At 42.3% G+C, this 26,011-nt stretch carries 27 protein-coding genes and 1 riboswitch; of the genes, 14 read left to right on the top strand and 13 right to left on the bottom strand.

Features of this window, described 5'->3' with window-relative positions; all coding sequences use genetic code 11:
- Positions 1-85: 85 nt before the first annotated feature.
- Positions 86-1,786, bottom strand: a complete 1,701-nt coding sequence (locus tag OQX64_RS13065) for a glycoside hydrolase family 3 protein (protein WP_265819111.1) — start codon at positions 1,784-1,786, stop codon at positions 86-88.
- A gap of 342 nt (positions 1,787-2,128) precedes the next feature.
- Between OQX64_RS13065 and OQX64_RS13060 the strand changes: the two genes are divergently transcribed.
- The gene (locus tag OQX64_RS13060) at positions 2,129-2,308 is read left to right on the top strand and encodes a hypothetical protein (RefSeq protein ID WP_265819110.1); all 180 of its coding nucleotides are present in this window, start codon (positions 2,129-2,131) and stop codon (positions 2,306-2,308) included.
- Between the two features lie 58 nt (positions 2,309-2,366).
- On the opposite strand, the gene OQX64_RS13055 is transcribed toward OQX64_RS13060, so the two are convergent.
- Both OQX64_RS13055 and OQX64_RS13050 read right to left on the bottom strand, forming a co-directional pair.
- Entirely contained in the window at positions 2,367-3,044 is a 678-nt protein-coding gene (locus OQX64_RS13055) for an epimerase (protein WP_265819109.1), read from the bottom strand.
- A 102-nt stretch (positions 3,045-3,146) separates the two neighbouring features.
- Complete coding sequence (locus OQX64_RS13050; RefSeq protein WP_265819108.1) at positions 3,147-5,288, bottom strand: S9 family peptidase; 2,142 nt, start codon at positions 5,286-5,288, stop codon at positions 3,147-3,149.
- 276 nt (positions 5,289-5,564) lie between these two features.
- Here OQX64_RS13050 and OQX64_RS13045 point away from each other — a divergent pair, with 276 nt between their 5' ends.
- The gene (locus OQX64_RS13045; protein ID WP_265819107.1) at positions 5,565-7,403 is read left to right on the top strand and encodes a M1 family aminopeptidase; all 1,839 of its coding nucleotides are present in this window, start codon (positions 5,565-5,567) and stop codon (positions 7,401-7,403) included.
- A 278-nt stretch (positions 7,404-7,681) separates the two neighbouring features.
- Here the strand turns inward: OQX64_RS13045 and OQX64_RS13040 are convergent, their stop codons facing one another.
- A complete protein-coding gene (locus tag OQX64_RS13040) occupies positions 7,682-8,095 on the bottom strand; it encodes a winged helix-turn-helix transcriptional regulator (protein ID WP_088299584.1) in 414 nt (137 codons plus the stop codon).
- Positions 8,096-8,184: 89 nt separating this feature from the next.
- Between OQX64_RS13040 and OQX64_RS13035 the strand changes: the two genes are divergently transcribed.
- The 3 genes from OQX64_RS13035 (at position 8,185) to OQX64_RS13025 (ending at position 10,020) form a co-directional block, all read left to right on the top strand.
- Positions 8,185-8,631: a nuclear transport factor 2 family protein gene (locus OQX64_RS13035; protein ID WP_088299583.1), complete on the top strand. Its 447-nt coding sequence runs from the start codon at positions 8,185-8,187 to the stop codon at positions 8,629-8,631.
- 5 nt (positions 8,632-8,636) lie between these two features.
- Complete coding sequence (locus OQX64_RS13030) at positions 8,637-9,518, top strand: NAD(P)H-binding protein (protein WP_265819106.1); 882 nt, start codon at positions 8,637-8,639, stop codon at positions 9,516-9,518.
- Positions 9,519-9,630: 112 nt separating this feature from the next.
- Positions 9,631-10,020: a hypothetical protein gene (locus tag OQX64_RS13025; RefSeq protein WP_265819105.1), complete on the top strand. Its 390-nt coding sequence runs from the start codon at positions 9,631-9,633 to the stop codon at positions 10,018-10,020.
- Between the two features lie 50 nt (positions 10,021-10,070).
- Here the strand turns inward: OQX64_RS13025 and OQX64_RS13020 are convergent, their stop codons facing one another.
- The 3 genes from OQX64_RS13020 to OQX64_RS13010 all read right to left on the bottom strand — a co-directional run bounded on the left by OQX64_RS13020 (position 10,071) and on the right by OQX64_RS13010 (position 12,633).
- Positions 10,071-10,931, bottom strand: coding sequence for an SDR family NAD(P)-dependent oxidoreductase (locus tag OQX64_RS13020; protein WP_265819104.1), 861 nt, complete (start codon positions 10,929-10,931; stop codon positions 10,071-10,073).
- 140 nt (positions 10,932-11,071) lie between these two features.
- Positions 11,072-11,419 (bottom strand): nuclear transport factor 2 family protein, encoded by a 348-nt coding sequence (locus tag OQX64_RS13015; protein WP_265819103.1) that lies wholly within the window; start codon positions 11,417-11,419, stop codon positions 11,072-11,074.
- A gap of 200 nt (positions 11,420-11,619) precedes the next feature.
- A complete protein-coding gene (locus OQX64_RS13010; protein WP_265819101.1) occupies positions 11,620-12,633 on the bottom strand; it encodes a hypothetical protein in 1,014 nt (337 codons plus the stop codon).
- Between the two features lie 177 nt (positions 12,634-12,810).
- Between OQX64_RS13010 and OQX64_RS13005 the strand changes: the two genes are divergently transcribed.
- The 9 genes from OQX64_RS13005 to OQX64_RS12965 all read left to right on the top strand — a co-directional run bounded on the left by OQX64_RS13005 (position 12,811) and on the right by OQX64_RS12965 (position 20,416).
- A complete protein-coding gene (locus tag OQX64_RS13005) occupies positions 12,811-13,182 on the top strand; it encodes a winged helix-turn-helix transcriptional regulator (protein WP_088299578.1) in 372 nt (123 codons plus the stop codon).
- A 276-nt stretch (positions 13,183-13,458) separates the two neighbouring features.
- Positions 13,459-13,839, top strand: coding sequence for a helix-turn-helix domain-containing protein (locus OQX64_RS13000; protein WP_265819099.1), 381 nt, complete (start codon positions 13,459-13,461; stop codon positions 13,837-13,839).
- Positions 13,840-13,965: 126 nt separating this feature from the next.
- Positions 13,966-14,433 carry a GNAT family N-acetyltransferase gene (locus OQX64_RS12995; RefSeq protein WP_265819098.1) on the top strand — a complete coding sequence of 156 codons (468 nt, stop codon included), beginning with the start codon at positions 13,966-13,968 and terminating at the stop codon, positions 14,431-14,433.
- Between the two features lie 577 nt (positions 14,434-15,010).
- A complete protein-coding gene (locus tag OQX64_RS12990) occupies positions 15,011-16,102 on the top strand; it encodes a sensor histidine kinase (RefSeq protein WP_265819097.1) in 1,092 nt (363 codons plus the stop codon).
- On the top strand, positions 16,074-16,763 hold the full coding sequence (locus OQX64_RS12985; RefSeq protein WP_265819096.1) for a LytR/AlgR family response regulator transcription factor: 690 nt from the start codon (positions 16,074-16,076) through the stop codon (positions 16,761-16,763). The genes OQX64_RS12990 and OQX64_RS12985 overlap by 29 nt, the downstream gene beginning before the upstream one ends.
- Positions 16,764-16,784: 21 nt before the next feature.
- Positions 16,785-18,524 (top strand): CocE/NonD family hydrolase, encoded by a 1,740-nt coding sequence (locus OQX64_RS12980; RefSeq protein ID WP_265819095.1) that lies wholly within the window; start codon positions 16,785-16,787, stop codon positions 18,522-18,524.
- 196 nt (positions 18,525-18,720) lie between these two features.
- A complete protein-coding gene (locus tag OQX64_RS12975; protein ID WP_265819094.1) occupies positions 18,721-19,080 on the top strand; it encodes a VOC family protein in 360 nt (119 codons plus the stop codon).
- Between the two features lie 122 nt (positions 19,081-19,202).
- Entirely contained in the window at positions 19,203-19,667 is a 465-nt protein-coding gene (locus OQX64_RS12970; protein WP_265819093.1) for a MarR family winged helix-turn-helix transcriptional regulator, read from the top strand.
- Positions 19,668-19,954: 287 nt separating this feature from the next.
- On the top strand, positions 19,955-20,416 hold the full coding sequence (locus OQX64_RS12965) for an Lrp/AsnC family transcriptional regulator (RefSeq protein WP_088299571.1): 462 nt from the start codon (positions 19,955-19,957) through the stop codon (positions 20,414-20,416).
- On the opposite strand, the gene OQX64_RS12960 is transcribed toward OQX64_RS12965, so the two are convergent.
- The 6 genes from OQX64_RS12960 to OQX64_RS12935 all read right to left on the bottom strand — a co-directional run bounded on the left by OQX64_RS12960 (position 20,406) and on the right by OQX64_RS12935 (position 26,001).
- Entirely contained in the window at positions 20,406-20,708 is a 303-nt protein-coding gene (locus OQX64_RS12960) for an acyl-CoA thioesterase (protein ID WP_322974957.1), read from the bottom strand. The genes OQX64_RS12965 and OQX64_RS12960 overlap by 11 nt on opposite strands.
- 101 nt (positions 20,709-20,809) lie before the next feature.
- Positions 20,810-21,664 carry a hypothetical protein gene (locus OQX64_RS12955; RefSeq protein ID WP_265819621.1) on the bottom strand — a complete coding sequence of 285 codons (855 nt, stop codon included), beginning with the start codon at positions 21,662-21,664 and terminating at the stop codon, positions 20,810-20,812.
- 94 nt (positions 21,665-21,758) lie between these two features.
- Positions 21,759-22,406, bottom strand: a complete 648-nt coding sequence (locus OQX64_RS12950; RefSeq protein ID WP_265819092.1) for an epoxyqueuosine reductase QueH — start codon at positions 22,404-22,406, stop codon at positions 21,759-21,761.
- Positions 22,407-22,592: 186 nt separating this feature from the next.
- Positions 22,593-22,782: riboswitch (cobalamin riboswitch) on the bottom strand.
- A gap of 51 nt (positions 22,783-22,833) precedes the next feature.
- Positions 22,834-23,916: an alkene reductase gene (locus OQX64_RS12945; protein WP_265819091.1), complete on the bottom strand. Its 1,083-nt coding sequence runs from the start codon at positions 23,914-23,916 to the stop codon at positions 22,834-22,836.
- Positions 23,913-24,938, bottom strand: coding sequence for a bile acid:sodium symporter family protein (locus tag OQX64_RS12940; RefSeq protein WP_265819090.1), 1,026 nt, complete (start codon positions 24,936-24,938; stop codon positions 23,913-23,915). Before OQX64_RS12940 ends, OQX64_RS12945 begins: the two co-directional genes overlap by 4 nt.
- A gap of 34 nt (positions 24,939-24,972) precedes the next feature.
- Entirely contained in the window at positions 24,973-26,001 is a 1,029-nt protein-coding gene (locus tag OQX64_RS12935) for a methionine synthase (protein ID WP_265819089.1), read from the bottom strand.
- Between the last annotated feature and the right edge of the window lie 10 nt (positions 26,002-26,011).

The following is a 26,011-nucleotide window of genomic DNA, read 5'->3' as shown; positions in this document are numbered from 1 at the left end:
AAACATAAGCCGCAAAAGCACAAAATTTAATCTGTGCGTCTGCGGCTTTTCAACTATTATAGCCACCTGATACTGGCAGGCGGTTTTACAATCCGTCGCCATATTTGTAGTTCGGTAAAATGCTTACCGGTAATTTTCCGGCAGGGACTAACCTGTTATTAAATACGGCTGCGGCAGAAATCTGCATGTAATCTTCCTTCTGATAAGCCACCAGCAAACCTTTGCTCTTTTCTAAACCTGGTAAGCCGGCAAGGTTATATGGATTGGCAAATAAGGCAAATACGGCATTTTTTGCGCTTAATTCTTTAATGAAATTTTTAACGCCGGCGTTAAGCGGAATGTTGTTGCCAGGTCTTGCACGGGCATCATGTATGCCTACAATCACCTGATCAAATGCACCGATCTCTCTGGCAATGTTAGAGATCTGGGTGGCAGTTGCGTCTTTATCCAATACGTAATAAACAGAATTATAAAATCCCTTTGAAATTTCTTTTTGAAATCGGGTTACTGTTGGTACACCAATACTGATAATCGCTGTCCTCCTAATCGGAATCAGGTTTTTGATGTGGTCTTTCCCTTTTAACAGCGTAACAGAGGCATTGGCAAGTTCCTGAACCAGGGCATTGCTGGCATTTCGGTTAATACCTGCAATGAGTCCTTTCGTTACAACGGTGTCGCGTTGCGATAAACCTGCCCAATATTTTGCCGTTAAAATTTTACGCACACTTTCATCAATGGTTTTGATATCAATTCTTCCCTGACGCACAGCCTTGCGAACCAGCTTAATGGCCCTGTCGCTGTTTTCAGAAAGTTCCAGAATATCATTTCCGGCAATAATCCCCATTAAATCAGCTTCTCCGTTTTTAAAATATTTAACCACACCTTTCATATCCATTGCATCAGAAATGATCAAGCCCTTAAAGCCGAGTTTCTGCTTTAGAATGCCCGTTACAATTGGTTTTGATAAAGTTGACGGCAAATTTTTAGTGGTATCCAGCGATGGGATATTCATGTGGGCAATCATAATGCCTGATGCGCCCTGCTTAATCAGTTCTTTAAAAGGATACATTTCCAGGGTATCCAGTCGGGTTGCGCCAAAAGTAAGCTGTGGCAGATCATAATGGGAATCAACATCCGTATCGCCATGCCCCGGGAAATGTTTAAGGGTGGTTAAAAGACCCGCATCCTGCATCCCTTTCATGTAAGCACCGGTTTTGGTGGCCACATTGTATTTGTTTTCTCCGAACGAACGGTAATTAATAACCGGGTTTTTAGGATTGTTATTAATGTCAGCATCAGGAGCCAGGTTCATCTGCATGCCCATCCGCTTAAAATCTCTGGCCACTTCCTGACCCATTTTATAAATTAAATCTTTATTCTGAATGGCACCCAATGTCATTTGATAGGGGAAAGCAAGGGTGCTGTCTAAACGCATGCCCAAACCCCATTCTCCATCATTGGCAATAATTAAGGGTACGTGGCTTAGTTTCTGATAGGCATTGGTAGCAAGGGCCTGCCTTACCGGGCCTCCCTGGAAAAAGATTACACCCCCCAGTTGTTCCCTTTTTATAACCTGTCCAACCGAATCAGTATATTTCTGTCCTAGATTGGTATGGGCACGTACAAAAAACATTTGTGCAATCCGTTCCCTGCGATTGAGTTTATTAAAAACAGAGTCAACCCATTTAGGTTGATTGGTTAACATTTGTAAATAGGTTTGCTTTTGTGCAACTGCAGAAAAAGTAATCGCGCAGAGAATGGCAAGGGAGAATAAATTTTTTTTCACGGATGTGTTTTGTTGAACTGCTAAATTAATAATCAAAACCTGAATTAAACAAAAACCAATCCAAGTAATCGTTTTAATACAATTATGTTTGAGTTTGGAAGGTATTTAGGAGGTAAGTTCTTCAGGTGGAAGCTGGTGGCGATGGAAAGTTAGCTGGGGGCGAGCAGGTATCTGTTGAGGAAGGAATTTGAAATTGAGCGATTATTAAACTGAAAATGATAGAGAATAACAATAAAATTTTCATCGATATTGGGGACAATCGAAAAAAATCAAAACCTATCGATTTTATCTTGGTTAATATAATAGCGCTCTGTAAATGATTATTTACTAAATATTACAGTTATGAAAGATACAGGAACACCAAAAAACAATTCGACGGTTCAGGGAAGTCCAATTGCAGACCGGGCCAACCACGATGTTAAAACGGATAAGAAAATTCAGGGCATTACCAACGGTGGTGGGCAGCGCTCTGATCAAACCTCAAACAAAGATAACCAGCGTAAGGTAGACAATAAGAAGTAGTATACCCGGGGTTTAACGAAAATGGATAATGGTTTAAAAGCCCTTATCCATTTTTTATTTAAGCGGGTTCATTCGCCAGCCTGATGATGTCGCTTCCTTCCAATACCTTTCTCCCGCCATGATGGCTGAGGGTATTGATCATGGCATTTCCGAGTTCCTGCATGGTGCAAAATCCATTCTTCGAAATGGCCCTTCCAAGAGGAAACAGCCAGTTGATAAATGTATAGAAGGTGTGTGCATATTTCTGCTCCTTTATGGGCTTGATAAAACCTGGGCGAAAATGATATACCTGTGCAAAAGGAAGCATGGTCAATTCATTTTCCGTTTTACCTTTCACTTTCTGCCAGCTTAGTTTGCCATCGGGATTGGTGCCGCTACCGGAAACATAACAGAAAGTCATCTCCCGGTTTAGCCTGCTTAACGTTCCGGCCACATGCATGGTCAAGGTATAGGTCATTTTATAATAGGGCTCTTTCGCTACGCCAACGGATGAAATACCCAAACAAAAAAAGCAGGCATTGTAACCCAAAAGCTGATTTTCAATAGGAGCAAGGTTGAAGAAATCCTGGTGTATAATTTCTTTCAGTTTTGGATGTGTATATCCGCATGGTTTCCTGTTAATCACTAAAATGGAATCAATTTCCGGACTGTTTAAACAACAAATCAGCACACCTTCGCCAACCATGCCGGTGGTGCCTGTAATGATGACCTTATTTATACTTCTCGTTTTTCCCATATTGAATCGGCTTGATTACTTATCAGATAAACTCATTAGCCGGTAATTGGTTTTATTTTAAGGGCAATAAAAAAGTCCCGAAGGAATCGGGACTTTAAAACTTTATTGAACAACGGTGCCCTGCATTTTGTAATCTTTAGGTGGCGTGGCATCTAATAGGTGCTGAACAAAATAATCCCAGCGGCGTCTCATCATGTATGGTGAATAAGATCCATAACCATGTGCGCTGTTTGGAAAGATAACCAAATCGAAAGATTTATTGGCTTTTTCCAATGCTTCCACAACCAGTAAAGTATTGTATGGCGGTACGTTATCATCCATCATGCCATGAACAAGCATTAATTTTCCTTTTAAGTTTTTGGCATAGTTCTGATTGGCCTGTGCTTCATAATCCGCGTTTTCTGCCAGGCCATTATAGCGTTCGCCCCAATCATCCTCATAATTTCTGTTGTCGTGATTGCCTGATTCTGAGATGCCCACCTTAAAGAAATCAGGATAGCGAAATAGGGCTGTTGCTGTGGCAAAACCACCACCAGAATGGCCCCATATACCTACTCTGGCAGTGTCAATCGGATATTTTACAGCCAATTGTCTGATGGCTGTAATTTGATCAGGCAGCGTGTTGATGGCCATATTCCCATAACTCATATCGTGAAAACTTTTTGAACGGTTGGGATTACTGGTTCCTTCCATTAAAACCACAATAAAGCCTAGTTCGGCAAGTGCCTGATGATCTCCTCTGGAGGCAACAAAGCCCCAGTTGCCTACGCTACCCCCTTGCGGGCCAGGATAAATGTAATCAATTACCGGGTATTTTTTACCAGCATCCATTTTAGATGGTGTAAAAACCAAACCGTAAATATCGGTCTTCTTATCGGCTGCTTTAACAGAAACGGGGGTTGGTGCTTTCCAACCTGTTGCGGTTAACCTGGATACATCAGTTTTTTCTAATTCGGTAATTAATTTACCATCCATGCTGCGGAAAATGCTTTTTGCAGGAACATCAGGCTGAGAATAAGTATCAATAAAATATTTTTGAGATGGCGATAAATTTACCACGTGATTGCCCGGTTCAGGCGTTAAATCGGTTAAGTTTTTTCCATCAAAGCCAATTTTATAGAAATGTGCAAAATAAGGATTGATTTTATCTCGGCCATTGGCCATAAAATAAAGGGTGCGACTTTTAGGATCAACTTTAATTAATTGGGTCAGCACCCAATTGCCTGTAGTAATCTGGTTTTTTAATTTACCCGTTGTGGCATCATAAAGGTATAGATGACCCCAATCATCACGTTCAGAATACCAGATAATTTCTTTTGAATCAGGTAAGTAACGCCAGTTAATTTCACCCTGGCCGGATTCGTATTGTGTTTTAACCGTTTCTTCAAAAACTTCTCTAACGGCTCCGGTAGATGCATTTGCAATGCGGAATTTTTCATTTTTATGATCACGGGAAGTGGAAACAAAAGCCAGTTCTGTACCATCAGCTTTCCAGTCGATATCGTCAAATGTTCCGCTGCTGGAAATGTCGTCGCTTAATGTCGCACGATGTGGATCAGCAGGTATATTTAAAGCAATTACCTTTGGGTTTTCGACATCAATGACTACTCTTCTGATGGTGGGGATTTGTTTGTCGCCTGGTAAAGGATATTTCCATGCTTCTAATTTGGGCGCACCCACATTCGTGGTCACCAGGTACATGTCTTTCGAGTTCCGCTGATCCTGTTGAAAGGTGGCGATTTTTTTAGCATCCGGCGACCAGCGCAAAATAGGCGCATCACTGTGCTTCCAGCCGGCATTATCAGTGGCATAACCATAATCTTTTACGCCATCAGTGGTGAGTTGTGTTAGCTTTCCGCTGGCTACATCCTTAACATAAAGGTTATAATCTTTAATGAGAATGGCTTTTTTGCCATCGGGTGAGATCACTTCATTTCCACCATCTCTTCTTCGTCTCGCTGCCGGCGCAGAAGTATTACTATATGCTGTAGTTAAGGTCTTGGTTTTTTTAGCAGGATCTACCAAATAGGTTTCTAATCCTTTGGCTGTTTTTTTGGTATACCAGAATTGATCGCCAGCCAGCCAGTTGGGAGGAGAAATTGTATTATCAATAAATTTTGCGGTATTGTAGCCCATAAAACTTTCTGCTTTCTGATAGTCTTGAGGGGTAAGTGCTTTTTGCTGCGCGTTGACTGTAAATGCCACTGCACAAGCGGTTACGGTAAGCCAATATTTGTTCATCATCTTAGTTAGTCTCTGCTGATAAAATTAGCACTGTTTTATGAACTGTTCAGTATTAATGCTGATACAAAAAAAACGACTTTTCTCCAGGAGGTGAACAAAGGATAAACCCGTCTGCGATAAAGTAACATGCATCTGATGAGGCCACGGCGAATCTTAGATCCAGTTAGCTAATGGTTTCAATTGGATGAAACCTTCATATTTGTTGATTTCTCCCTTTTAATTATAAAAATAGTTGTATTATGATGAGGTTAAACTAAAAGCCTGATCACCAAAAATATGAAGCCCGTTTTATCTTTGATTGCTATTCTTTTTCTTTCCAGTATTTCCCTCGCCCAGTCGACCGCAAATAACCTGCAGCATGATGTTGAACGGTGTAATGACGCATTTGAAAGTGGAACCATTGAAGATATTAAACTTAATTTTCCCTTAGTCGAACAGCAAGGAATAATCTTAGCCATGCAAAAGGGTAAGTATCAAAGGAAAAAAGGCCAAAGCCAGATTGTAAAGGTTTACAGAGATAGTGCACTCGTATTGTTAACCGGCACCTTTGTTATTGGTAATTCCGGTGATGAAACCGATTATTCCAATATTTATTCTGGTATATACGTATTCAAACCTGTAAAAGGCACCTGGGTAATGACATCGAAACTTCCGGTCGACAGATTAAACCATTTGAAAGCACATCGGATCGGCCTGAAGATAGCTCCTGTTGATGGAACAATAGCTGTTAGGGATACCATGGAGATCCTGACCAGGGAAAAATATGGTTTTTTATTGGCGCTTAACCACAGGGCGAAGATAGAAAATGTACAACTTAACCGGAAAAAGGCTCATTTTGTGTTTGATGGAGGCATTCTCTGGGTAAAGTCTTCAGCAGGCATGAAAGAACAACTGATATTAGCCTATACATTAAAAGTGGACAATGACCCGAAGAATGAGAATTCCGGATATTTTGATTCGAACTTCGGACATGTTCGGGAGCAGTTCTATTGGCATCCGTTCTTTAATTTTTCAAGTAGCAATGACCTGGCAGATTTCCAGTTACGCGCCTCAATTCCATCTGCATATCATATCACCACTGGTCTCCGGCAGACCGATCGTATTGTAGATGATCAAAGAATAATAACCGCTAAATCACCATATGCTACTTTTGCGCTATCCATATACTATGATAAGGAATGGGAGGTAAAGACATTAGATAAGGGGAATTATAAGTTTCAAATCTTTGGGAATAAGACCTTTAAACCTACTCCTGACACGCTTTATCAGAGCTTTTCAAAGACAAACGACTTGCTGATTGAAAAATTCGGAAAACCGCAAGGCAGCTATCTTTGCATTGTACAGAACCGTTCCAAAGATTTTCCCATCTGGTTAAACAGAAGTAATGATATGATTGTTGCCGGAAACCATGGTGGCTTCATTATAACAAACAGGGCTATGTCTCCTTTAGCTCCCTTTGGGCACGAAGTTGCACATGCCTGGACCCGACCTGTAGGGCCAGCTACAAATTTTTTGAGGGAGGGCTGGGCTTCGTTTGCTGAAGCCTATTTATTGGAGAAAAGTTTCGGGGATACTACAGTGAGTCGCTTTATGGCCAGTTACAAGTCGCTGTACTTCAAAGGCGGCTTCGATGGTAAGTCATCATTATGGGACGATGCGTCTAACAATGGCGTATCTTATTATAAAGGCGTCTGGGTTCTTTATATGCTTAGAGATCAGCTGGGCAAGGCTGTTTTTGATAAAGGTTTAAAAGCTTTCATTCAGTCGAAAAAACAAATGGACATCAGTCTCTTTATAGGAAGTCTTTCAGAAGCCGCTGATACAGATGTTAAGCATATCATTGAGCCCTGGATAAAAAGTAAACAGGTCCCGCATGTTGGCGCCCTTATAACGGAAAAGGAATTATCGATTACTCAGGAAGGTGACGTTTTCGTTTTTCCTATTGATATCGCTTTTATGTTACAGGATAACCGGATAGTGAGAAAAACGTTTAATATCAGTAAAAACCTTCAAATTTTTCAGTTGGATGGGTTCTCAAAGAATGATATTAAGTCAATTAAGATAGATCCTGACAACAAACTGCTAATAAAAATCATGAGTGAGACGTCGCTGTAATTATTATCCAAAAAAACATCGCCATACCCAAGCTCAATTTACTTGCCGCAAAATATTAGCCCGGTTTAACATATTCGCCAAAATTGAACCTTGTAAGCCTATAATTAAAATCATTCCACTATTCTCATCAAAATAAGTTCTTGACAATTTGCTTAACAGCACGCAGACTGTTAAATGGCGTCTCCAAATAACCATACTTAAAGAGCAATCCTTTGTGAAGAAGGCAACATAAGGTAGCCAATCACCTTCCTGTGCTACCTTGTTGGCATTTGTGGACCTTAAAAATTTTGTTTATACAACTTTGTGAGTTGGGGCTCCCAGGAGACAGACCAGTTTAACAGGGCCATTAATGGATCTGCGGTGCTGATGCCAAATTCTGTTAATTCGTATTCTACTCTTGGTGGAACCTCTGGAAATGCTGTCCGAACGACCATGCCGTAATTTATTAAAATTTTTAGCGTTTGATTGAGCATTTTTGGCGATATGCCCTGAATTTGCCGTAGTAATTCGCTGCTACGCTTACTGCCTTGCATTAATGCCATCAAAATCAGTAATGTCCACTTATTGGCAATGAGCGTTAAGGACTGATTCAGGATACAACTTTCATCCAAACTGGATTTCAACAATAAAGATTGCTGTAACTTAAAATAATTTTCATTTTTTTCTCGCTGTTCTTTGATTATTCCGTCCATATATTACTTTAAAGTGCTTATGCCACTTACAGGTACCTTATTGCAAATATATAGTTTGGACGTTACTTTTGTACATAAACGTAAGAATTATGACATCGGAAAATACAACTGGTCACCAGATTTTGCTGAGTTTATTGAGTGCTTTTAACCAGGATACAGCAACTGTTTTATCGCTTTTTGATCCAAAGGCAACAGTAGAATATCCTTATGCGAAATCATTAGGTTCGGCTTACCAACTGACAATGGATGACTATAGAAAACATCTGGATCATATCCTTGGAGATATGCCGGATATTATATTCACCGCATTAAATGTTTATCCATTAAAAGAACCAGATTCCTATTGGGCAGAATTTCACGGCGAAACGACAGTTCCTGCAACGGGGGCATTGTATCAACAAGATTATGTGGTCAACTTCAGATTAGAAAACGGGAAGTTCATTTACTATAAGGAATATTGGAATGTGCTCCCTGTTTTAAGCACTTTGATGAGAAAAGAGCAGGCTCAACAGATCATCGACAAACATATATACTAAATAAGATGAAGAAAATAGCAATTGCGGCTGCTACAGGTAATATTGGCAGCAGTGTGGCCAGACAAACAGCCTCGCATGGGGCAACACCTTTGTTGTTAGGTCAAAACCTGAAAAGATTAGATGATTTGAACATTAGTGGTGGATTTTCGATGGTGGCAGATATCAGCAATACGGAACAGGTAATTGCGGCAACAGAGGGAGCGGAAGCTTTGTTCTGGCTTGTTCCTCCCGTACTTAATAAACCTGGTTTAAATGAATGGTATCAAAAGGTGACTGATGCAGGGGTTGCTGCGGTTAATCAAAACAAAATTAAAAGGGTTGTTCTTGTTTCATCGCTTGGTGCAAGTACTTCGCCAAACCTGGGAACTGTAAGCTATTGTGGTGAGATGGAAGTTGCTTTTGACAAGCTGGACGCTAATGTATTGGCTTTAAGGCCAGGTTATTTCATGGAAAATTTTATACTACAGGCAAAAGATATCCTTGAGAAAGGAACTTTTACTTTTCCTTACGATAGCGAGCATGATATTCCTTTCGTGAGTACAGATGACATTGCTGAGGTGGCCACGCGCTACCTGATTGACGAAACCTGGGCAGGACATTGGAAATTAAACCTCATGGGGCCTGAAAATATCACTTTAACGCAGGCAGCGTCTCGCTTATCCGCCCGGATAGCTAAGCCAGTTAAGTATGTAAAGCAATCTGGTGAAGAAGTTAAAGCGCAGCTAAACAGCTGGGGATTGTCTGCGCGTGTACAGCAGGAATTAATGGATTTATTTTTTGCCTTGGGTGATCCAAATGGGGCATATGCCACACCTCGCACCATAGAGGCATCTACAGCTACCACTTTCGAGCAGTTTTTAGAGCGGAAACTCCTACCTTTGCTTTAAGCATGTATGCCTGAAATCATTATCTGCCTTCCAATTCAAAATATCTGTTTTGTGGTAGCGCTTCCATAAGTTGCCGCTTGACCGATATCGAATTAAAATTAATCGTCAAACCATGAAATACTTGAAGATAATTGTGTTCTGTTTTTTCATAGCTTCAGTGCTTAGCCTGATTGGTGTGTTTGTGCTGCAATCTACCGGTTTGATTGGTAAAGCAGATACAGATTTTAAAAACCTACCCTATGGTATCGCTATCGGTATTAATTTCTGTTTTTTTCTTTCAAGCTTTACCATTTTATTGAATCTTCAGGAACATATTAGAACTAACACCCTATATAAGGCGCTAAGTTTTTTTCTGCTACCATGCATGTTTGTCTTATTTTTATTGTTTGCAAGTTGGGATGAGCCTTGGCCAGGTGTACTATTTTGCGTTCCTTACCTGATTGTCTTATTGATCTTTTTTGTTCGTTCAAAAAAACAAGATAACAGGAATTATAAAAATTGAAATTGATTTTAAGTATTTGCGAGTACTGATCCATTTTCCGCCAAATACTGTTACAATTTTTCGGGTACTGCAATGTCAATTTCTCGCAGCAATTCAAGACTATAATCCAATAGCTGACGGGCATACGTATCATTTTGTGCGGTTTTTGACGGCTCTGCCACATTTGTATCCTGGAAATATTGCCCGGTTACAGCCAAATCAGGAATTGATGATGCTAAATGAATAAGTGGCTTTGCACCTTCCAATGGGGTTTTCCCGAATAACCATTTCTGAAATCGCAGCAATGGCTCCATCCAGCCGCCCTGACCGCTTCCAAAGTTAGAATTGACCGATCCCGGATCGAAACAGTTCACCACAATTTGATTGGCTTTCCACCTTTGACCCAGCGCTCTGGTCATAAGAATGACGTAAAGTTTGGACAAGGCGTAAGCTTTACTCATGGAGTACCCATGCTGCAATTGAATATCATTAATATGGAAAGTCTGCTGATGATAAAACGAAGCGGTATTAATGATTTGTGGGTGTTGGCTTTTTAGCAATAAGTCTTTTACCTGTAAAGCCAGCTGTAAATAAGAAAGATAATTGACAACAAACGTTCTTTCCTGCCCTTCTGCGGTAAGCTGCCTTTCGCTAAACCAGGTTCCGGCATTATTTATTAAAACATCGAGCCGGCTAACCGATAATTTTATCTGCTCTGTCACACGCTTAATGTCACCTATGGACATCATGTCGCATAAAAAAAATAAATGGCCCTGGCCGGGAAGTTCTGCTAAAAGTTTTTCTGCTTTCGCTGGATTACGGGCCAGTATAATGATCCGAGCCCCTTGTGAAGCTATGGCTATGCTGGCTGCCCGGCCAATGCCTGAAGTAGCACCAGTAATTAATACTGTTTTATTTTCTAAAAAACTCATGGGTATTCATTTCTTTAAAGTAGTAACCACTTAATAATATCTAATCGTGTTGCCGCTAATTTATCTATTTTTTCAATAATGCATTAGCATCTCAGGTTCGTTTAGATGACAGTTAACGAAACATGTGAAAAGAATTACATCTACGGTTTCTTTTCTATGACAAAAGCTTTCAATTCTGCAATTTTTCCATTTTCGAATCGCCAGATGTCGCAGTAATCATAGTGGTTATAGGTTCCATTTATAGCCTTCAGGGTGATTACACCTGTCACGGTTACATAGCTGCCATCCTCAATGGTTTTTTCGACGGTAAATACGGGTGGTTCCAAATAGAATTCTTTCATATATGCGCGTACTTTATCTCTACCCTCAAGGATACGTTCGCCGACAAAAACCCATTTGGTATCCTCTGTGCAATAGGCCAGAAAGCTTTCATAGTTTCCCTTTTTAACAAATTCGTTGGCTTGGTGTAATATCGTTGCGTTTTTCATTTTTATTTGTTTTTGAATGTGAATCGATTCAGTAATGCTTGAATCTGGTGTGCTTGTATATGGAGGATTTATAATAGGCTGAAATGTGTTTTGATTAGGAAGGTAACTTACCGGTTGTGCTATGATTTCGATACCAACTGACAGTAAGACGGATGTTGTCAATATTAGTTTTTTCACGTTATTATTTTAATGATTAAGTTCTACAAACTTTCCAGGGTTTCCTCCATGATTTCGATGCCGAAGTCTTTTAAGCGGTTGCTGATATGATGACTTGGGATAATCGTTTCTGGAAGGTATAAACCTCCAGTCTGATGTTCAGGCTGTCCATTCAGGCCTAATATTTTTTCTGCAATCAGGTATACGCCAACAGCGGTGAGATGGGAATTTCCTTTTGGGCCGGATACGATCGTGCTGAGTTTTCTTTTTTCGCCGGATAGGAGGGTGCCTTCAATAGTAATATATAATTCATGGGAAGCTTCCAGGCCTCTGCTAGTCCCTATAGATTCCCCTGTAATAAAGTCGAAACGAATATTTTTCGCACTCGTAAAAGCAGCTATACTTGGGACATCCAGCGTGCTGAGTGGGTAACCTATTGCCGATGAATGGTTGTGCAAATCAATTGTCCTCGGGTTTTCTTTTGCTGGTAACGATAACCAATTTCCTCCCTTGCGAATTAGTGCCTCACCAACAAAACCACTAACTTCGTTTGCAACCAGTGGCCCTACGCTATCTTTTGGGTCATATAATCCTGCAAGTTCGATGGTTTCTATCTGGCTGAATTGATTCGCCAGTTGCTTAACAACAAGTGTTAATATTCCTGCTTGCCAATGACCAGCGTATACAACAGGCGCATCAATCGTTTTGTGAAGGGCCAAAAATGCTGTGGGAGAAATTTGATCTGCTAATTCGCTTACAGCAATACAAGCAATGCCATTTGAGATAGCAGTTTCTCTTAGTATATTACTGTGATCATCCACCGCTGATATAATCAGGTCCATTCTCTTAAATTCACTTAGGTCGAAGCCTTCTTCGAGATTGATATAGGCTGTTTCTGAATGATTTAATTCCTCCGCTAAGGATATTCCGTTTTGCGGATTCCTACCTGCAAGAACAAGTTCGATATGCTTATCAGCTTGTCTGATTAGTCGGGCGATGTTACTTCCAACCATTCCATAACCACCTACAATTAAGACTCGTTTTATCTGTAATTTCATATTAAAAATTTTTAACTATATAACTGTACATTTATTTTAAGTGTGAAGTCGGTCACAACTCAACCAGATTAAAGTTTTCATATTTCAATGATTACGATATCTAAGACAAAGTTAAGGTTGTATCTAAACTTTTGTATATTGCACGCTAATTGTTAGGTACTATAAATAATGTAAGTAATGACTGAGATCAAGCAATCATCAACCAACTTTTCAAATAAGCTTGCGCTGAGCGATGAATGTTCGGAAGCATATGCCTCAAATATCATCGGCGGACAATGGACATTGGTAATATGTTCGTGGTTATTAAGTGGTAAACTTAGATTTGGCGAACTAAAAAAGAAATTACCTGGTATTACGGAAAGGATGTTGACCTTGCAGCTGCGTAAACTCGAAGAGCATAAAATAATCAGCCGGACTGTTTATGCAGAAGTACCGCCACGTGTAGAATATGAGCTGACAGAAATTGGATACGGATTGAAGTCAGTTATCATGGAATTAGAAGCTTGGGGCACAAGCCACAAAAAATTGATTGGTGAGCAACCTGTTTAGGTTTACTGCAAGCAGACATGTTCCTGGTGTGAATATATTTATTTAATCAAAACTGTAATTCTTAACCAGTAGGAGATAAGAACGCTGATTTTCGGTATTATAATAGAAGTATTTAACATTAAGGGATTATGAAGGTTAAGGGTGATATCTGATTATCTATAAATTGATTTCTTAATTATCTCAACTTTTCAATATTATAACTTCATGATCTAACGTAGCCACTTTGACATTCCTGCGTTGCCTTGTTTGCGTTTTGAATGCCAAACCGGAAAACCAATGCCTATTTCCTATCCTGAAAGTCCCGTATCGATAGGTGATCATATAAGAAAGAAAAGAATGGAATTAGATCTACTTCAGAAGGACGTGGCAAAGATTTGTGGAGTTAGTGAAGATTGTATTACAAATTGGGAAAAAAACAGGAATACGCCTCAGATTCAATATTATCCCCGTATTAGTAATTTTTTGGGATACTTGCCATTCAATGTTGATTTGACAACTCTTTCAGGGAAGTTAAAAGCACATAGATATATTAATGGGCTTAGCCAAAAACAACTAGGAAAAATCCTCAGCGTTGATGGAGCTACAGTTTGTAGCTGGGAACTGGAGGAAAACAAACCACATAAGGCGATCCTGGTAAAGCTAGACTTGATGTTGTAATCATTATCGTTATTCCACCGTTTTAAGTAAAAAGGGAATATGGAAGAATTTTCTAATTTTGCTCGTAGCACATATAAAATTTGTCCTTTACTAAACAACATCTCTTAATTTTTCTAGAAATAGATAATGAATAGCCAATTAGAAATGAGAATACTATCAGTCAGACATAACCCAGAATATAAAGAGATCACAATAAAATATTTACAAGAAAGTTGGCCGGATATTTCGCCTATTATTTATGAAAATTGTATATCAAATTGTTTAAGCGCAAACCAGTTTTTACCTCAATGGTACTTATTAGAAAAAGGTGGAGAAATAATTGGCTGCGCGGGATTAATAACAAACGACTTTATTAGCAGAATGGATTTATATCCTTGGATTTGCGCGATATTTATAGAAGAAAAAAATAGAGGGAATGCTTATGGAGCATTATTGATTGATAAAGCGAAAGCAGACACTAAAGCTGCTGGATTTAAGCACCTCAATTTATGCACAGATCACATCGGTTATTACGAGAAATATGGATTTAAGTATATTGGACAAGGATATCACCCATGGGAGGAAGAATCCAGAATTTATCAGTTAGAAGTATAATAATTGCCAATGACATCAATGTTTTTTAGTATCGTACAAAATAATAGAAGCTGTAATGAGTAGTATTTATTTCTTGATGTATCTATTATTATTCGTTTCTCAATAATTAAACTGGATCAAATACCAGTGCGATGTAAAAATCAAACCTATCCACATTAACTCTGGAATATTTTTTTTAGGTGATTATCATAAACTCATTTCATTATTCAAATCGAAATTTTAATTTTTGATGATGAGTTTTTGATAATTTGCATTACAGAACAACCACTGTTAATTGTTGTCTCAGAATAACCACAATTAAAGAACCCTTCGTGAACAAGGCAACGTAAGGTAGCCACTTCGACAGGGTTCCGTTACTATTTCCTTCCTGTAAAAAGATGTATAATATTTTCCTAAATATATTATTGGTACATCTACATATACCTGAATTAGACGATTCGAACCTATTCCCTGCATTAACATCACCACAGGTTATAGTACACTTGGCGCTAATCCCCAAAATCACGACGTTCCTGTATTTTTTCTTTTTTAAAAGATTCTCTTTGCGTTCATTTGCAGAAGGTCCTTTAGCGCACAGATGAAATTCAGAAGAAAAACAACCTTATCCCTGTATTGGAAGTGTCAGCTCATCGGCTGGTCACTCGCCTCTTTATACTGGAGCATTTTAGGGCTTATCGGAGGACAATTTAAAATCAGCATCGGCCTGGTTCAGTTTTTTAGCGATGTGGTGCTTTATATTTTCATCACCCATCTGTACCGGATTTTTGCACTGAAAAACCACTGGCAGGATTTAAATCTGACGGATTTATTTAAGCGGATTATTCCCGCAATCCTGGTTATGGCGATTGTATATACGCTGGTAACAACCCTAAAAGTGTACGGCATCAGGATTGTATTTTCGATAGGCACCTTTCCCGATCTAAAGACTTTGACAGGCCCGACAGGAATAGGGATTTTTATGGCAGGTATTCGCCTGATGGCCATCTGGATACTCGCTTTTCACCTGTATTATTATGCTAAGCGTGAAATCCGCATTGCCCGCGAAAATATCCTTTTGAAACTCGCTACAAAACAGGCCCAGTTTAGCCAGCTTACCGCACAGCTCAATCCACATTTCCTCTTCAATTCCCTCAATACCATTAAATCCCTCATCAGCACTTCTCCAAAGCTTGCCCGCCGTGCAGTAGATTTACTGAGTGAATTGCTGGGCAATAGCCTCTATGAACATTCGGGAGGCTTTTGTCGGCTGGATCGGGAACTGGACCTGGTAAGGGATTATCTGGAACTTGAAACCCTGAGGATGCAGGAAAGGTTAAGTTTTGAAATCGAAGTAAGTCCGGTTGCCCTGACCCGCCTCATTCCGCGCCTTAGTCTTCAGACTTTGGTTGAAAATGCGGTGAAACATGGTATTTCGCAACTGAACCAGGGCGGGAAAATTTCCATTTTAATTCGCGACCTGGGAAACTTCCTGGAAATAAAGGTAGAAAACCCGGTTCCGCTGCAACAAAAAGAGAGTACCTCCGGACTAGGCCTGAAAAACCTGCGGGAGCGGCTGAAAGTGGCTTATCATGAAAAAGCATCATTTGAAATAAACATAAATCCTGGCGCATATGCGCAGGCAAAGCTGAAGTTACCCTTATATGAACAAGATCAGAACTTTAATTGTTGATGATGAAAAACCTGCCAGAGACGAGCTCAGTGCTTTGCTTAGCGCATTTGATCACATTGAGCTTGTCGGACAGGCGGCCAACGCGGATCAAGCGGAGGAGTTGATCCGCAGGTTAGATCCTCAGTTAATTTTTCTCGACGTACAGATGCCGGAACGCACGGGTTTTGATTTACTGGAATCTTTAACGAGCGTTCCCTCCGTAATCTTCGTCACGGCATACGATACCTATGCGCTAAAGGCTTTTGAAGTGAGCGCTGTGGATTATTTGATGAAACCAATACGGGAGGAGCGGCTGAGAAAGGCAATTGACCTGCTCAAAGTACGCGGACCTGGAGTTGAGCAAAGGCTCTTCGTCAAAGATTCCGGGCGATACCACCTGATCAAACTCGTGGACATCCACCTCGTAGAATCAATGGATAATTATGCCAGGATCTTTTTCAATAAACAGGTTGTACTGCATAAAACCTCACTCAACCAACTCGAGCAAAAATTGCCCGGCGATGTATTCTTCAGAACAAGCCGCTCCCAGATTATCAACAGAAACTATATAGATAAAATCGATAACAACGAAAGTGGACTATTTGTAAAGCTCCTTTCAGGTGAGCTGGTATTTGTTTCCACCAGGCAAGCCCCGAAACTCAGGCAACTGCTTTCAAAATAAATTCATATAACAGATAAAAAAATGAAACTAAAAATTATTGGTATAGGCTTGCTGTGCTTTTTTTACAGCTTCCGAGCGAATGCCCAAAATACTGTGGCTCAGGTAGACACCAGTGCTTACCTTATCGATAAAGATGTGCTGATTACCTCAAAACAAGGTATTACGCTTTCCGCTGTAGTGGTCAGAAAGAAAAGCAATCCGGCAAAGCTTCCGGCCGCTTTATTGTTTTTCATTTATACCAATATAAAGCGAAGCCTTTCTGAGGCGATGGATGCGGCCGATCGCGGCTATGTTGGTATTGTTGCCGATACCCGTGGTAAACGGCTTAGTCAGGATAAAATAGAACCTTATGCGCATGAAGTGGAGGATGTAAACACCGTAATTGACTGGATCATCCAACAACCCTGGAGCGATGGAAGGGTCGGGATGTATGGTGGAAGTTATTCGGGTTTTGCGCAGTGGGCAGCAACCAAGCATTTGCACCCGGCACTGAAAACCATTGTCCCCTATGTGGCCGCCATACCCGGACTTGGGTTGCCAATGGAAAATAATATCTTTCAGACGGCAAATTACCAGTGGGCTTTTTATGTTACAGGAAACCGGTTTACCGATGACGCGGTGAATGAAGACCGCCAGCGTTGGCGAAATATGAGAGAGAAATGGTGGCTTAGCGGAGCGGCCTATAACCGAATTGACAGCATAGACGGCCAGCCAAACCCATTTTTGCAAAAATGGCTAAGCCACCCCGATTATGATGGCTATTGGCAGGCGATGGTACCCTATAAAAGTGACTTTTCTAAAATTAATATCCCTGTACTCAGCATCACGGGTTATTACGACGACGGGCAAGTATCCGCAATGGAATACTTCAAGGAACATTACCGCTACAATTCCCACGCGCAGCATTATTTAATCATTGGCCCTTACGACCATTTCGGTGCACAGAAGGGAGGAACGCCTATCCTGCGGGGCTACAAGGTCGATCCGGTGTCACTGATCAATACCAGGGAGATTACCTTTAAGTGGTTCGATTACATCTTAAAAGGCGGACCAAGGCCGGAGCTGATCCGGGACCGGGTAAATTATCAGACCATGGGTACAAACCGGTGGAGGCACGCATCCTCACTTGCACGTATGGAAAGCAGGGAGGTGAAGTTTTACCTGACCAATCCTGTTGGAAAAGATTTCTTACTGTCCGGGATAAAGCCCAAAAAGGTAAATTACAATAAGCAGGTGGTTGATTTAGCTGACAGAAAGAGTTACTACAATGACTATTACCCTGATCCCATTATAAAAAAGGAGCTTGACCGCAGCAACGGATTGTTTTTCTTTAGCAAGCCCTTTGAGCAGGCGGTAACGGTTAGCGGAAACTTTGAGGGGCAACTCCAGGCCATCATCAATAAAAAAGACATGGATGTGGGATTGATTTTATATGAACTCACATCATCGGGAGATTACTTTCAGCTTTCTTACTACCTCGGCCGGGCAAGCTATGCGCAGGATAGGAGTAAACGTAAACTGCTCGTTCCAGGCAAGCTCGAACAGATACCCTTTAGCCGTTCAAGGGTTTTTAGCAAAAAGCTGGCTAAGGGCAGTCGTTTGGTTGTTGCACTTAATATCAATAAAAACCCGTTTGCGGAAATTAACTATGGAAGCGGTAAGGTCGTAAGCCAGGAAAACATTCATGATGCGGGAGAACCCCTTAAGATAAAATGGTCAACGGATAGCTATATAAAACTCGGCATCTCTAAGGAAAAATAAAATCTTTTGTGAATTTACCGAAGATGACATTGCCATTTGTAATAAAGCAAAAGTATTCCGCTAATTCAATATTTCTTACATAGTATTAAGTTTCTGATCGGCATACCGATTAAGGTAAATATCAGATAATTTATAGAATATTTGTGTGTTGTTGTCGTGATTACTATATTTGTGACAACAATTAAATATATGTATCATGAGACTACTGACATTTGCATCACTACAGGTAAAAAATTTAGAGGCATCAAAAGACTTCTATGAAAAAAAACTAGGCTTTGAAATTGGTGAAACGAACCCGCAGGCCTGCGTTTTCAAATATAATCAGGGAGAGGCCAGTTTTGCTATCCGCACCCCGCTTGAGCCTCTTGAAGGAAAAGAGTTAGGCACCGGCGTTGCGCTGTGGTTTGCCGTTGATAAACATGTAGACGCACTGAAAGAGGAATTTACTGTTAATGGCATTACAACAGCCGGACCGATTATAGAAACACCCTTTGGCAGGGCTTTCCATGTTAAGGATCTTGACGGTTATAAACTTACTTTCCTGAACGCAAAATAAAAACAGGTTTTTAGCAATTTTTTGGAGAAAACCAACTGAATAATTTTTAAAGCCAAATAGTAAGTTCGAGATAAAACGGAATGATTTTGACCTGGTTTCTTCACAGATGCAACAAACAGACGATGAGCAAAAAAATTGAATTTCATTTTAAAAAGCCTGAAGACAGTCCGGGTTACCTTCTTGGTCAGCTGACCATGTTGTGGCAAAGGAAGTTAAAGCGTTTGTTAGATCCTCTAGATCTGACGCACACGCAGTTTGCCTTACTCTGTGCATTAGCCTGGCTTTCGGGAGAAAGCAGTACAGTCACGCAAATTGATATTGCCAACCAGAGTAATGCTGACAGGATGATGGTATCTAAAGTATTGAGAACCCTGGAAGATAAAAAATTTATTACCCGACACGGGCACCCTACGGATACCAGGGCTAAAACAATAAGACTTACGGCTACCGGGGAGACGATCCTGCAAAAAGCCATTATCAGTGTAGAAACTGCCGATCTGGAATTTTTTGTCGGCCTCGGAGCAAACCTAAAAACCTTTAATTCAAATGTGGCAAACCTTATTGAGCAGAATAATAAAGAAATGTGAAATGGTCTGTAGGGCAAGTGGTTCAATTCAATCGGGATATTTTTCCAGTTTGTATAAAATATCTTTTAAAACGCATGCAGCGGAAGCATAAATTACGGATCGGGTTATTCTGATGAAATATATGAATGTATTCATCAAATAAACGAGATCGCTTTATGTTAGCTGGTAAAGTTGATATGACTTTCCATCAGTTTATTATCAGTTGATGCATCTGAAAATATCCATATTTTCGATATATTTTTCTGATTTTAACCTATATCTTTGGATGGCCAAAGAAAAATTAACCCATGAACAACCTCGATGAAATCGACCTCGCCCTGCTGAAACTGCTGGCAGCCAACTCAAAACATACGACCAAGGAACTGGCCAAACTGGTCAACCTTTCCGCCTCGCCCGTATTCGAGCGAGTAAGAAGGCTGGAGAACAGTGGGTACATCAAAAAATACATCGCTATCCTTGACGCAGAGAAGTTTGATCACGGGTTTATCGTTTTCTGCAACATCCGGCTCAAGCAGCATGACAAAAAGATCGGCCACAATTTTGTGAGCGACATCCTGAAAATCGATGAGGTGGTGGAATGCTACAACATCTCCGGCGACTACGATTTCATTCTGAAGGTCTATGCCAGGGACATGAAGCATTATCAGGATTTCGTTTTCAACAAGCTCGGCTCAGTAGATAGTATCGGAAGTACGCACAGTACCTTCGTCATGGCCGAGATCAAGAACACGCACAACATCAGTATATAACCGCCACGGGGCGGCCGTCGCTTCCGATGGCCACCAGCGTAAAGGCCCCGCTCACCACCTTTTCACGGTATTCTTCTCCCATCTTTTCCAGGTATACCGAAACGGTCACCTCCAGGCTGGTATGGCCCACACGGGTAACCCTGCCTACCAGCTCTACGAGCGTGCCGGCCGGAATGGGTTTTGCAAAATCGATCTTTCCGCTGCTCACCAGTACAAAATTACGCCTGCTGAAACGTGTTGCTGTGATGAAAGCGGTTTCGGTCATCATCATCAAAACCCTTCCGCCGAACATCGTGTTGTGGTGGTTGGTGGTCTCGGGAAACACCACTTTGAACACATGGGTTTCGGACTGTTCAGTTTTTTCTGCTATGTTCATCATCTGTTTTTTGATGGTCATCTGTTGTGTCGCCACCTGAACCGCTGAATAGCCTCAGCATGACTACCCGCGGCAATCTGTGCGAAGGCCTGGTGGAGCACAGGAATGATGAAAGGTAGTTCCAGGTAGTGGGCAAGAGTCGTTACGATCGGTTCGAGTTCATTTGCCCGGCGCTTTGGTACAGCGTTCCCACCGAACAGCCAATTTGCACCCAGCTTTGAAGGGAGATGGTCGCTGAGGTATGGCCTTGCCGGCTCTATCCCTGCCAGTCCAAGTATGCCCAAAAGCGAGAGGTAATTAAAGGTAATGGCCTTTTTACAGCGCAGCTGCATGTTCATGGCGGCGTACAGCCTATCAAAAATATGTGAAGGTGATCCGCCTTCTGATAGTGCACTTGCAGGGAAAAGTTCCCGGTGGCCTCCCGCATTTATTACCCAAGAGATATAGGTCTGGATATCGCCGGCCGTTTTCATCGCTTTATAGCTTCCAAAGGAAACGTATTTGTGTGCCCTGCCCATGTTCCCATGCCGCGATAGTTCAGGCTGATTTTCCACTAGCCAACCTGCAAAGGCAACAGGATCCGCACTGGCATTTTCCCATGTCCATCCGTCGCCCATTCCAGGACCGAGATAGACCTTTTCCAGAAGGTCCCAGTGATGCTTCGGATGCCTTCCGAAATAGCTTGATAGGAATAGCAGCCAACAAGCTTCTCCAGTATCCCTGCGAAGGTTGTGGGCAAAAGCAAGGGCAAGGGGATCAAAGCCGGCAATGTCCGGGCTTCCCTTCTTCCAGGGGGGGGTACTGCGCCCGATTTCAAAAATGCCGACAAAGGAATTGGCAATATCAGCCACAAGGGATGAAAAATAATCCATCCGCTCCAAATGGAAAATAGGGGGCAGCTTCGGATTGTCCTGACCAAAGCTTGCCAGTTTTTCGCGGACATCCTCCTTTTGGACGGCACAGACGCTAGTCTCTACCATAGTATTTTTCGCCCAGCTTTATCTTTTCCCTTCCGTTCTCCAACCTCCATTTGTTGGTGTCCCTGAGCGAATACGCACATCCGCAGTATTCCTGCATATAGAATTCCTCAGCCTTGCTGATTTCCAGCATGCGTAAGGATCCCCCTGCCTTGCGCCAGTTATAGGTCCAATAAGTGATACCTTCATAGTGGCCTGCCGCCCTGATGCCCGAACCGTTGATCTGCTCCATGTTTTTCCAGCGCGATATGCCCAGCGAACTTGAGATCACATCAAAGCCGTTTTCAAAGGCGTAAAGGGCCGTGCGCTCAAAGCGCATGTCAAAGCACATCGTGCAGCGTATCCCGCGTTCAGGTTCCATGTCCATCCCCTTTGCTCTTTCAAACCAGTTGTCCACGTCATAGTCCGCATCGATGAAGGGGATATTGTGCTTCTTCGCAAAGCGGATATTCTCTTGCTTGCGCAGTTCGTACTCTTTTTTTGGGTGGATGTTGGGATTGTGGAAGAAGATACTGAAATCTATTTCGGATGCAATGATGGCCTCCATCACCTCTCCCGAACAGGGTGCGCAGCAGGAATGCAGCAGCAGTTTTTTTCCGCCATTCGGTAGTTCCAATTTTTCTCTTTTAAAGCTCATTTCAAACGTTTTTTTTGACCAAAGGGTCCAAAAGTTTATTTACAGTTGCCGGCCGACTTATTAACGCAATGCCGCTGGAGAGAAGATCTTGGGAAAATAGGAAAAGGCAGGGCCACACGGCTCACACAGGGAAATGTCCCATAGGAAACAACCACCTTTCAGACCAAAAGCTTCAGACCGCGAAAGCATCGTCCATTCGGAACAGGCAGGTCTCCTGGCTTGTAACAGTTCTCATCACCCTTCCTATTCATATTAGAACAGTGGATATGCCTGATGAAAACCTTGTTTGTTACTTACAGTTGCGCGACAGCTCGTGATTTGCACACGATTCCCTATTAATCTGCAGTTAAGCAAAACCTTTCCGATTGATGTTATGCAAAGAACAGCGACGTAAGGTAAAAAAAATCAAGAATTATAGACCTAATTTTTATCCGTTCCAAAATGGATAATCAATATACCCCTGTTCCCCGCCCCCGAACATGGTTGCCCTGTCTGGCTTGCCTAGCGCGGCATTTTTTTCAAAGCGCTCGGGCAGGTCGGGGTTGGCGATGTACAAGTTCCCAAAGGAAACAAGTGCCGCAATACCTTTTTCAAGTTCAGATTCGGCGGAATCCCTATCATAGCCTCCATTTGCAATAACCCTCTGGCGGATCTTCCTGCCAAAGAACGCAATCTCGTCTTCACAGACATAATGTTCAGGTGAAGGGAAATGTGGGCTGCGCCGCATGAGTTCCACATAGGCAAAATCCAGTTTGTTCAGTTCTTCGATCAGGTGGGTATAGCTAGCTACGGGGTCCTCCAATATGATATCGCCATAGGGATGGAATGGGGATATTTTAATGCCCACTTTTTCACCTCCTGCTACACTGATCAATTCCTGCATCACCTCCACTGTGAAGCGGGTATTATTAGGGATACTGCCGCCATAATTGTCCGTCCTCCGGTTGGCACTTTCAGCCAGGAACTGGCTGGGCAGATAGCCATTGGCCGCGTGGAGCTGGACTCCGTCAAAGCCTGCCACCATAGCATTTCTTGCGGCCTGGCCAAAGTCTTTTATCGTCTGCATGATCTCCATGGTAGACATTTCCCGGGGGATCTCAAAATCTTTCATGCCTTGGGAGGTATAATGCCGCATCCCCCGGATGGGCAGGGGTGATGGCGCAATAGGGAGCTTGCCATTCCTGTCTATAGAATGCCCAATACGGCCGGTGTGCCAAAGCTGGGCTACAATAACGCCACCGCTATCATGTACCGCAGTGGTTACCTTCTTCCATGCTGCTATTTGCTCTTTGGTGAAAATACCTGGCGTGAGCGGACTGCCGGTGGCCGCTTCACTGATCCTGATGGACTCGGTAAAGAGCAGACCTGCACTTGCCCGCTGGGCATAGTATTCTGCTGTTATATCACCCACCAGGCCATTGCTGTCGGTACGACCCCTGGTCATCGCTGCCATGGCCATTCTATTTTTTAAGCTGGCATTACCCAGTTGTGTTTTTTCTAAAAGTTTCATGTAGCTGTTTTTATCCCCTGTATTGGAGATGATGCCTCTTTTCGCCTAGCCATCCCCTGGGCGATGATACTGGCAGCAATCAGCTGAAGGGCATGATAAAGCATGAGCGGCAACAATATGATGCCGGTGATGGTACTGTGCTGAAAAAGCACTTTTGACATGACCGTGCCGTGAACCAGTGATTTTTTGGATCCGCAGAACAAAACCGTGATGCGGTCTTCAGCCGAAAAGCCAAACAAGCGGCTGAGCAGTCCAACGCAAAAGAACACCGCAAAAAACAGGGCCATCATCGCCGCTGCAAGTCCGGCAAGTTCAAGGGCGCTGAAGCCATCAAAAAGATGCTCGGAGAATGACTTACAGAACGAGGTATAAATGATGGTGAGGATAACCGCCTGATCGAAATATTTGAGCTGTTTTTTATACTTCTCGGCAATGGCGCCAAAACGGGCGTTGAGGCTGATGCCGATGATGACCGGTAACAGGACCTGAAATACCAGTTTGATCACGATAGCAGAAACATCGAAACCACCGGTTGCTGAAGCGATGAACAGCCCGATCCAGACCGGCGTGACTACTACCCCGATCAGACTTGAAATGCTCGCATTGAAAATGGCAGCCGGGATGTTGCCCTTGGCAATGGAAACCATGACCACCGAAGAGGAAACCGTAGACGGCAGGGCTGCCAGAAAAAATACACCCAGCCAGAGTAGCTCATAATCAGTGCCAATAAACAGGGGGCGAGATGCCAAAACGAGGAGTGGGAAGAACAAAAAGGTTGTCAACTGGACAACAATATGCATTTTCCAGTTGGAAAGTCCGGCTTTTAATTTCTCTATACTCAAACGCAGGCCATAAAACAGGAAAATCAGCGATACGCCTGCATTAGCAATCTCCTCGAGCGAAACGGGTTCTTTAACAAGGCCTGGCTGTGGCAGAAAATAGGCCAGCAGGATCATGGTGGCTATCATCAGCAGGAAACCGTCGAAACCTACCTTGTTCAATAATGCGAATAACTTTTTCAATATGATTTTAATATATTTCTATTGCTCAGAAAAATTACATCCCAAATTCTTTCCGTATGATTTCAGCCCCTGCGCTTAACGCACGCAGCTTACCGTTTGCCACGTTTCGGGACAAGGGTGCCATACCGCAGTTTGTAGAGGGGTAGAGGTTTTCGATATCGACAAACGCAAGCGTTCTGCGCAGCGTATCCGCTACTTCTTCCGGTGTTTCAATCGTATTGGATGCCACATCGATTGCGCCTACCATTACTTTTTTACCGCGTACAAGTTCAATCAGGTCCAATGGCACATGCGAGTTATGGCATTCCAGGGACACGATATCGATATTTGATTTCTGGATCTTAGGGAAGATTTCTTCATATTGGCGCCACTCTGAACCCAGTGTTTTTTTCCAGTCATTATTGGCTTTTATGCCATAACCGTAGCACACATGTACTGCCGTTTCGCAGGTTAAACCTTCACTGGCCCTTTCCAGCGCTGCCATTCCCCAATCGTTTACCTCATCAAAGAACACGTTAAATGCCGGTTCATCAAACTGGATAATGTCCACTCCTGCATCCTGCAGTTCCCTGGCTTCCTCATTGAGTAGTTTTGCAAATTCCCAGGCCAGTTTTTCCCGGCTTTTGTAATGGGCATCATACAGGGTATCTACCATGGTCATCGGTCCCGGTAATGCCCATTTGATCGGTTTATCCGTCAGTGTACGCAAAAACTTGGCATCCTTAACAAAAACTGCCTTTTGACGGGCAACCTCACCTACCACAACAGGAACACTGGCATCATAACGGTCACGGATTTTTACGACCTTACGGTTTTCAAAATCTACACCACTTAAATGCTCGATAAAAGTCGTTACGAAGTGTTGGCGTGTCTGCTCTCCATCACTGATGATATCCACTCCTGCCAGATGCTGTTCCTGCAGCGCAATGCGCAAGGCATCCTGTTTCCCTTCATGCAGCTCATCGCCCTCTAATTTCCAGGGTGACCAGAGTTTTTCGGGTGGTGCGAGCCAGGCAGGTTTGGGCAAACTTCCCACAATTGAGGTTGGTAATAGTTTTTTCATTGTTGTTCCT

The sequence above is a fragment of the Pedobacter sp. GR22-10 genome, assembly GCF_026239715.1.
In the GTDB taxonomy this organism is placed as follows: domain Bacteria; phylum Bacteroidota; class Bacteroidia; order Sphingobacteriales; family Sphingobacteriaceae; genus Pedobacter.
Note: the sequence above shows the minus strand (reverse complement) of the source record. Positions and strands in the feature narration are given on the sequence as shown.

What these genes read in the sequence shown, in the direction of transcription:
- OQX64_RS13060 (WP_265819110.1), top strand. Translation starts at nt 2,129, where the DNA reads ATGAAAGATACAGGAACACCAAAAAACAATTCGACGGTTCAGGGAAGT.
- OQX64_RS13055 (WP_265819109.1), bottom strand. Translation starts at nt 3,044, where the DNA reads ATGGGAAAAACGAGAAGTATAAATAAGGTCATCATTACAGGCACCACC.
- OQX64_RS13050 (WP_265819108.1), bottom strand. Translation starts at nt 5,288, where the DNA reads ATGATGAACAAATATTGGCTTACCGTAACCGCTTGTGCAGTGGCATTT.
- OQX64_RS13045 (WP_265819107.1), top strand. Translation starts at nt 5,565, where the DNA reads ATGAAGCCCGTTTTATCTTTGATTGCTATTCTTTTTCTTTCCAGTATT.
- OQX64_RS13040 (WP_088299584.1), bottom strand. Translation starts at nt 8,095, where the DNA reads ATGGACGGAATAATCAAAGAACAGCGAGAAAAAAATGAAAATTATTTT.
- OQX64_RS13035 (WP_088299583.1), top strand. Translation starts at nt 8,185, where the DNA reads ATGACATCGGAAAATACAACTGGTCACCAGATTTTGCTGAGTTTATTG.
- OQX64_RS13030 (WP_265819106.1), top strand. Translation starts at nt 8,637, where the DNA reads ATGAAGAAAATAGCAATTGCGGCTGCTACAGGTAATATTGGCAGCAGT.
- OQX64_RS13025 (WP_265819105.1), top strand. Translation starts at nt 9,631, where the DNA reads ATGAAATACTTGAAGATAATTGTGTTCTGTTTTTTCATAGCTTCAGTG.
- OQX64_RS13020 (WP_265819104.1), bottom strand. Translation starts at nt 10,931, where the DNA reads ATGAGTTTTTTAGAAAATAAAACAGTATTAATTACTGGTGCTACTTCA.
- OQX64_RS13015 (WP_265819103.1), bottom strand. Translation starts at nt 11,419, where the DNA reads ATGAAAAACGCAACGATATTACACCAAGCCAACGAATTTGTTAAAAAG.
- OQX64_RS13010 (WP_265819101.1), bottom strand. Translation starts at nt 12,633, where the DNA reads ATGAAATTACAGATAAAACGAGTCTTAATTGTAGGTGGTTATGGAATG.
- OQX64_RS13005 (WP_088299578.1), top strand. Translation starts at nt 12,811, where the DNA reads ATGACTGAGATCAAGCAATCATCAACCAACTTTTCAAATAAGCTTGCG.
- OQX64_RS13000 (WP_265819099.1), top strand. Translation starts at nt 13,459, where the DNA reads ATGCCTATTTCCTATCCTGAAAGTCCCGTATCGATAGGTGATCATATA.
- OQX64_RS12995 (WP_265819098.1), top strand. Translation starts at nt 13,966, where the DNA reads ATGAATAGCCAATTAGAAATGAGAATACTATCAGTCAGACATAACCCA.
- OQX64_RS12990 (WP_265819097.1), top strand. Translation starts at nt 15,011, where the DNA reads ATGAAATTCAGAAGAAAAACAACCTTATCCCTGTATTGGAAGTGTCAG.
- OQX64_RS12985 (WP_265819096.1), top strand. Translation starts at nt 16,074, where the DNA reads ATGAACAAGATCAGAACTTTAATTGTTGATGATGAAAAACCTGCCAGA.
- OQX64_RS12980 (WP_265819095.1), top strand. Translation starts at nt 16,785, where the DNA reads ATGAAACTAAAAATTATTGGTATAGGCTTGCTGTGCTTTTTTTACAGC.
- OQX64_RS12975 (WP_265819094.1), top strand. Translation starts at nt 18,721, where the DNA reads ATGAGACTACTGACATTTGCATCACTACAGGTAAAAAATTTAGAGGCA.
- OQX64_RS12970 (WP_265819093.1), top strand. Translation starts at nt 19,203, where the DNA reads ATGAGCAAAAAAATTGAATTTCATTTTAAAAAGCCTGAAGACAGTCCG.
- OQX64_RS12965 (WP_088299571.1), top strand. Translation starts at nt 19,955, where the DNA reads ATGAACAACCTCGATGAAATCGACCTCGCCCTGCTGAAACTGCTGGCA.
- OQX64_RS12960 (WP_322974957.1), bottom strand. Translation starts at nt 20,708, where the DNA reads ATGTTCGGCGGAAGGGTTTTGATGATGATGACCGAAACCGCTTTCATC.
- OQX64_RS12955 (WP_265819621.1), bottom strand. Translation starts at nt 21,664, where the DNA reads ATGGATTATTTTTCATCCCTTGTGGCTGATATTGCCAATTCCTTTGTC.
- OQX64_RS12950 (WP_265819092.1), bottom strand. Translation starts at nt 22,406, where the DNA reads ATGAGCTTTAAAAGAGAAAAATTGGAACTACCGAATGGCGGAAAAAAA.
- OQX64_RS12945 (WP_265819091.1), bottom strand. Translation starts at nt 23,916, where the DNA reads ATGAAACTTTTAGAAAAAACACAACTGGGTAATGCCAGCTTAAAAAAT.
- OQX64_RS12935 (WP_265819089.1), bottom strand. Translation starts at nt 26,001, where the DNA reads ATGAAAAAACTATTACCAACCTCAATTGTGGGAAGTTTGCCCAAACCT.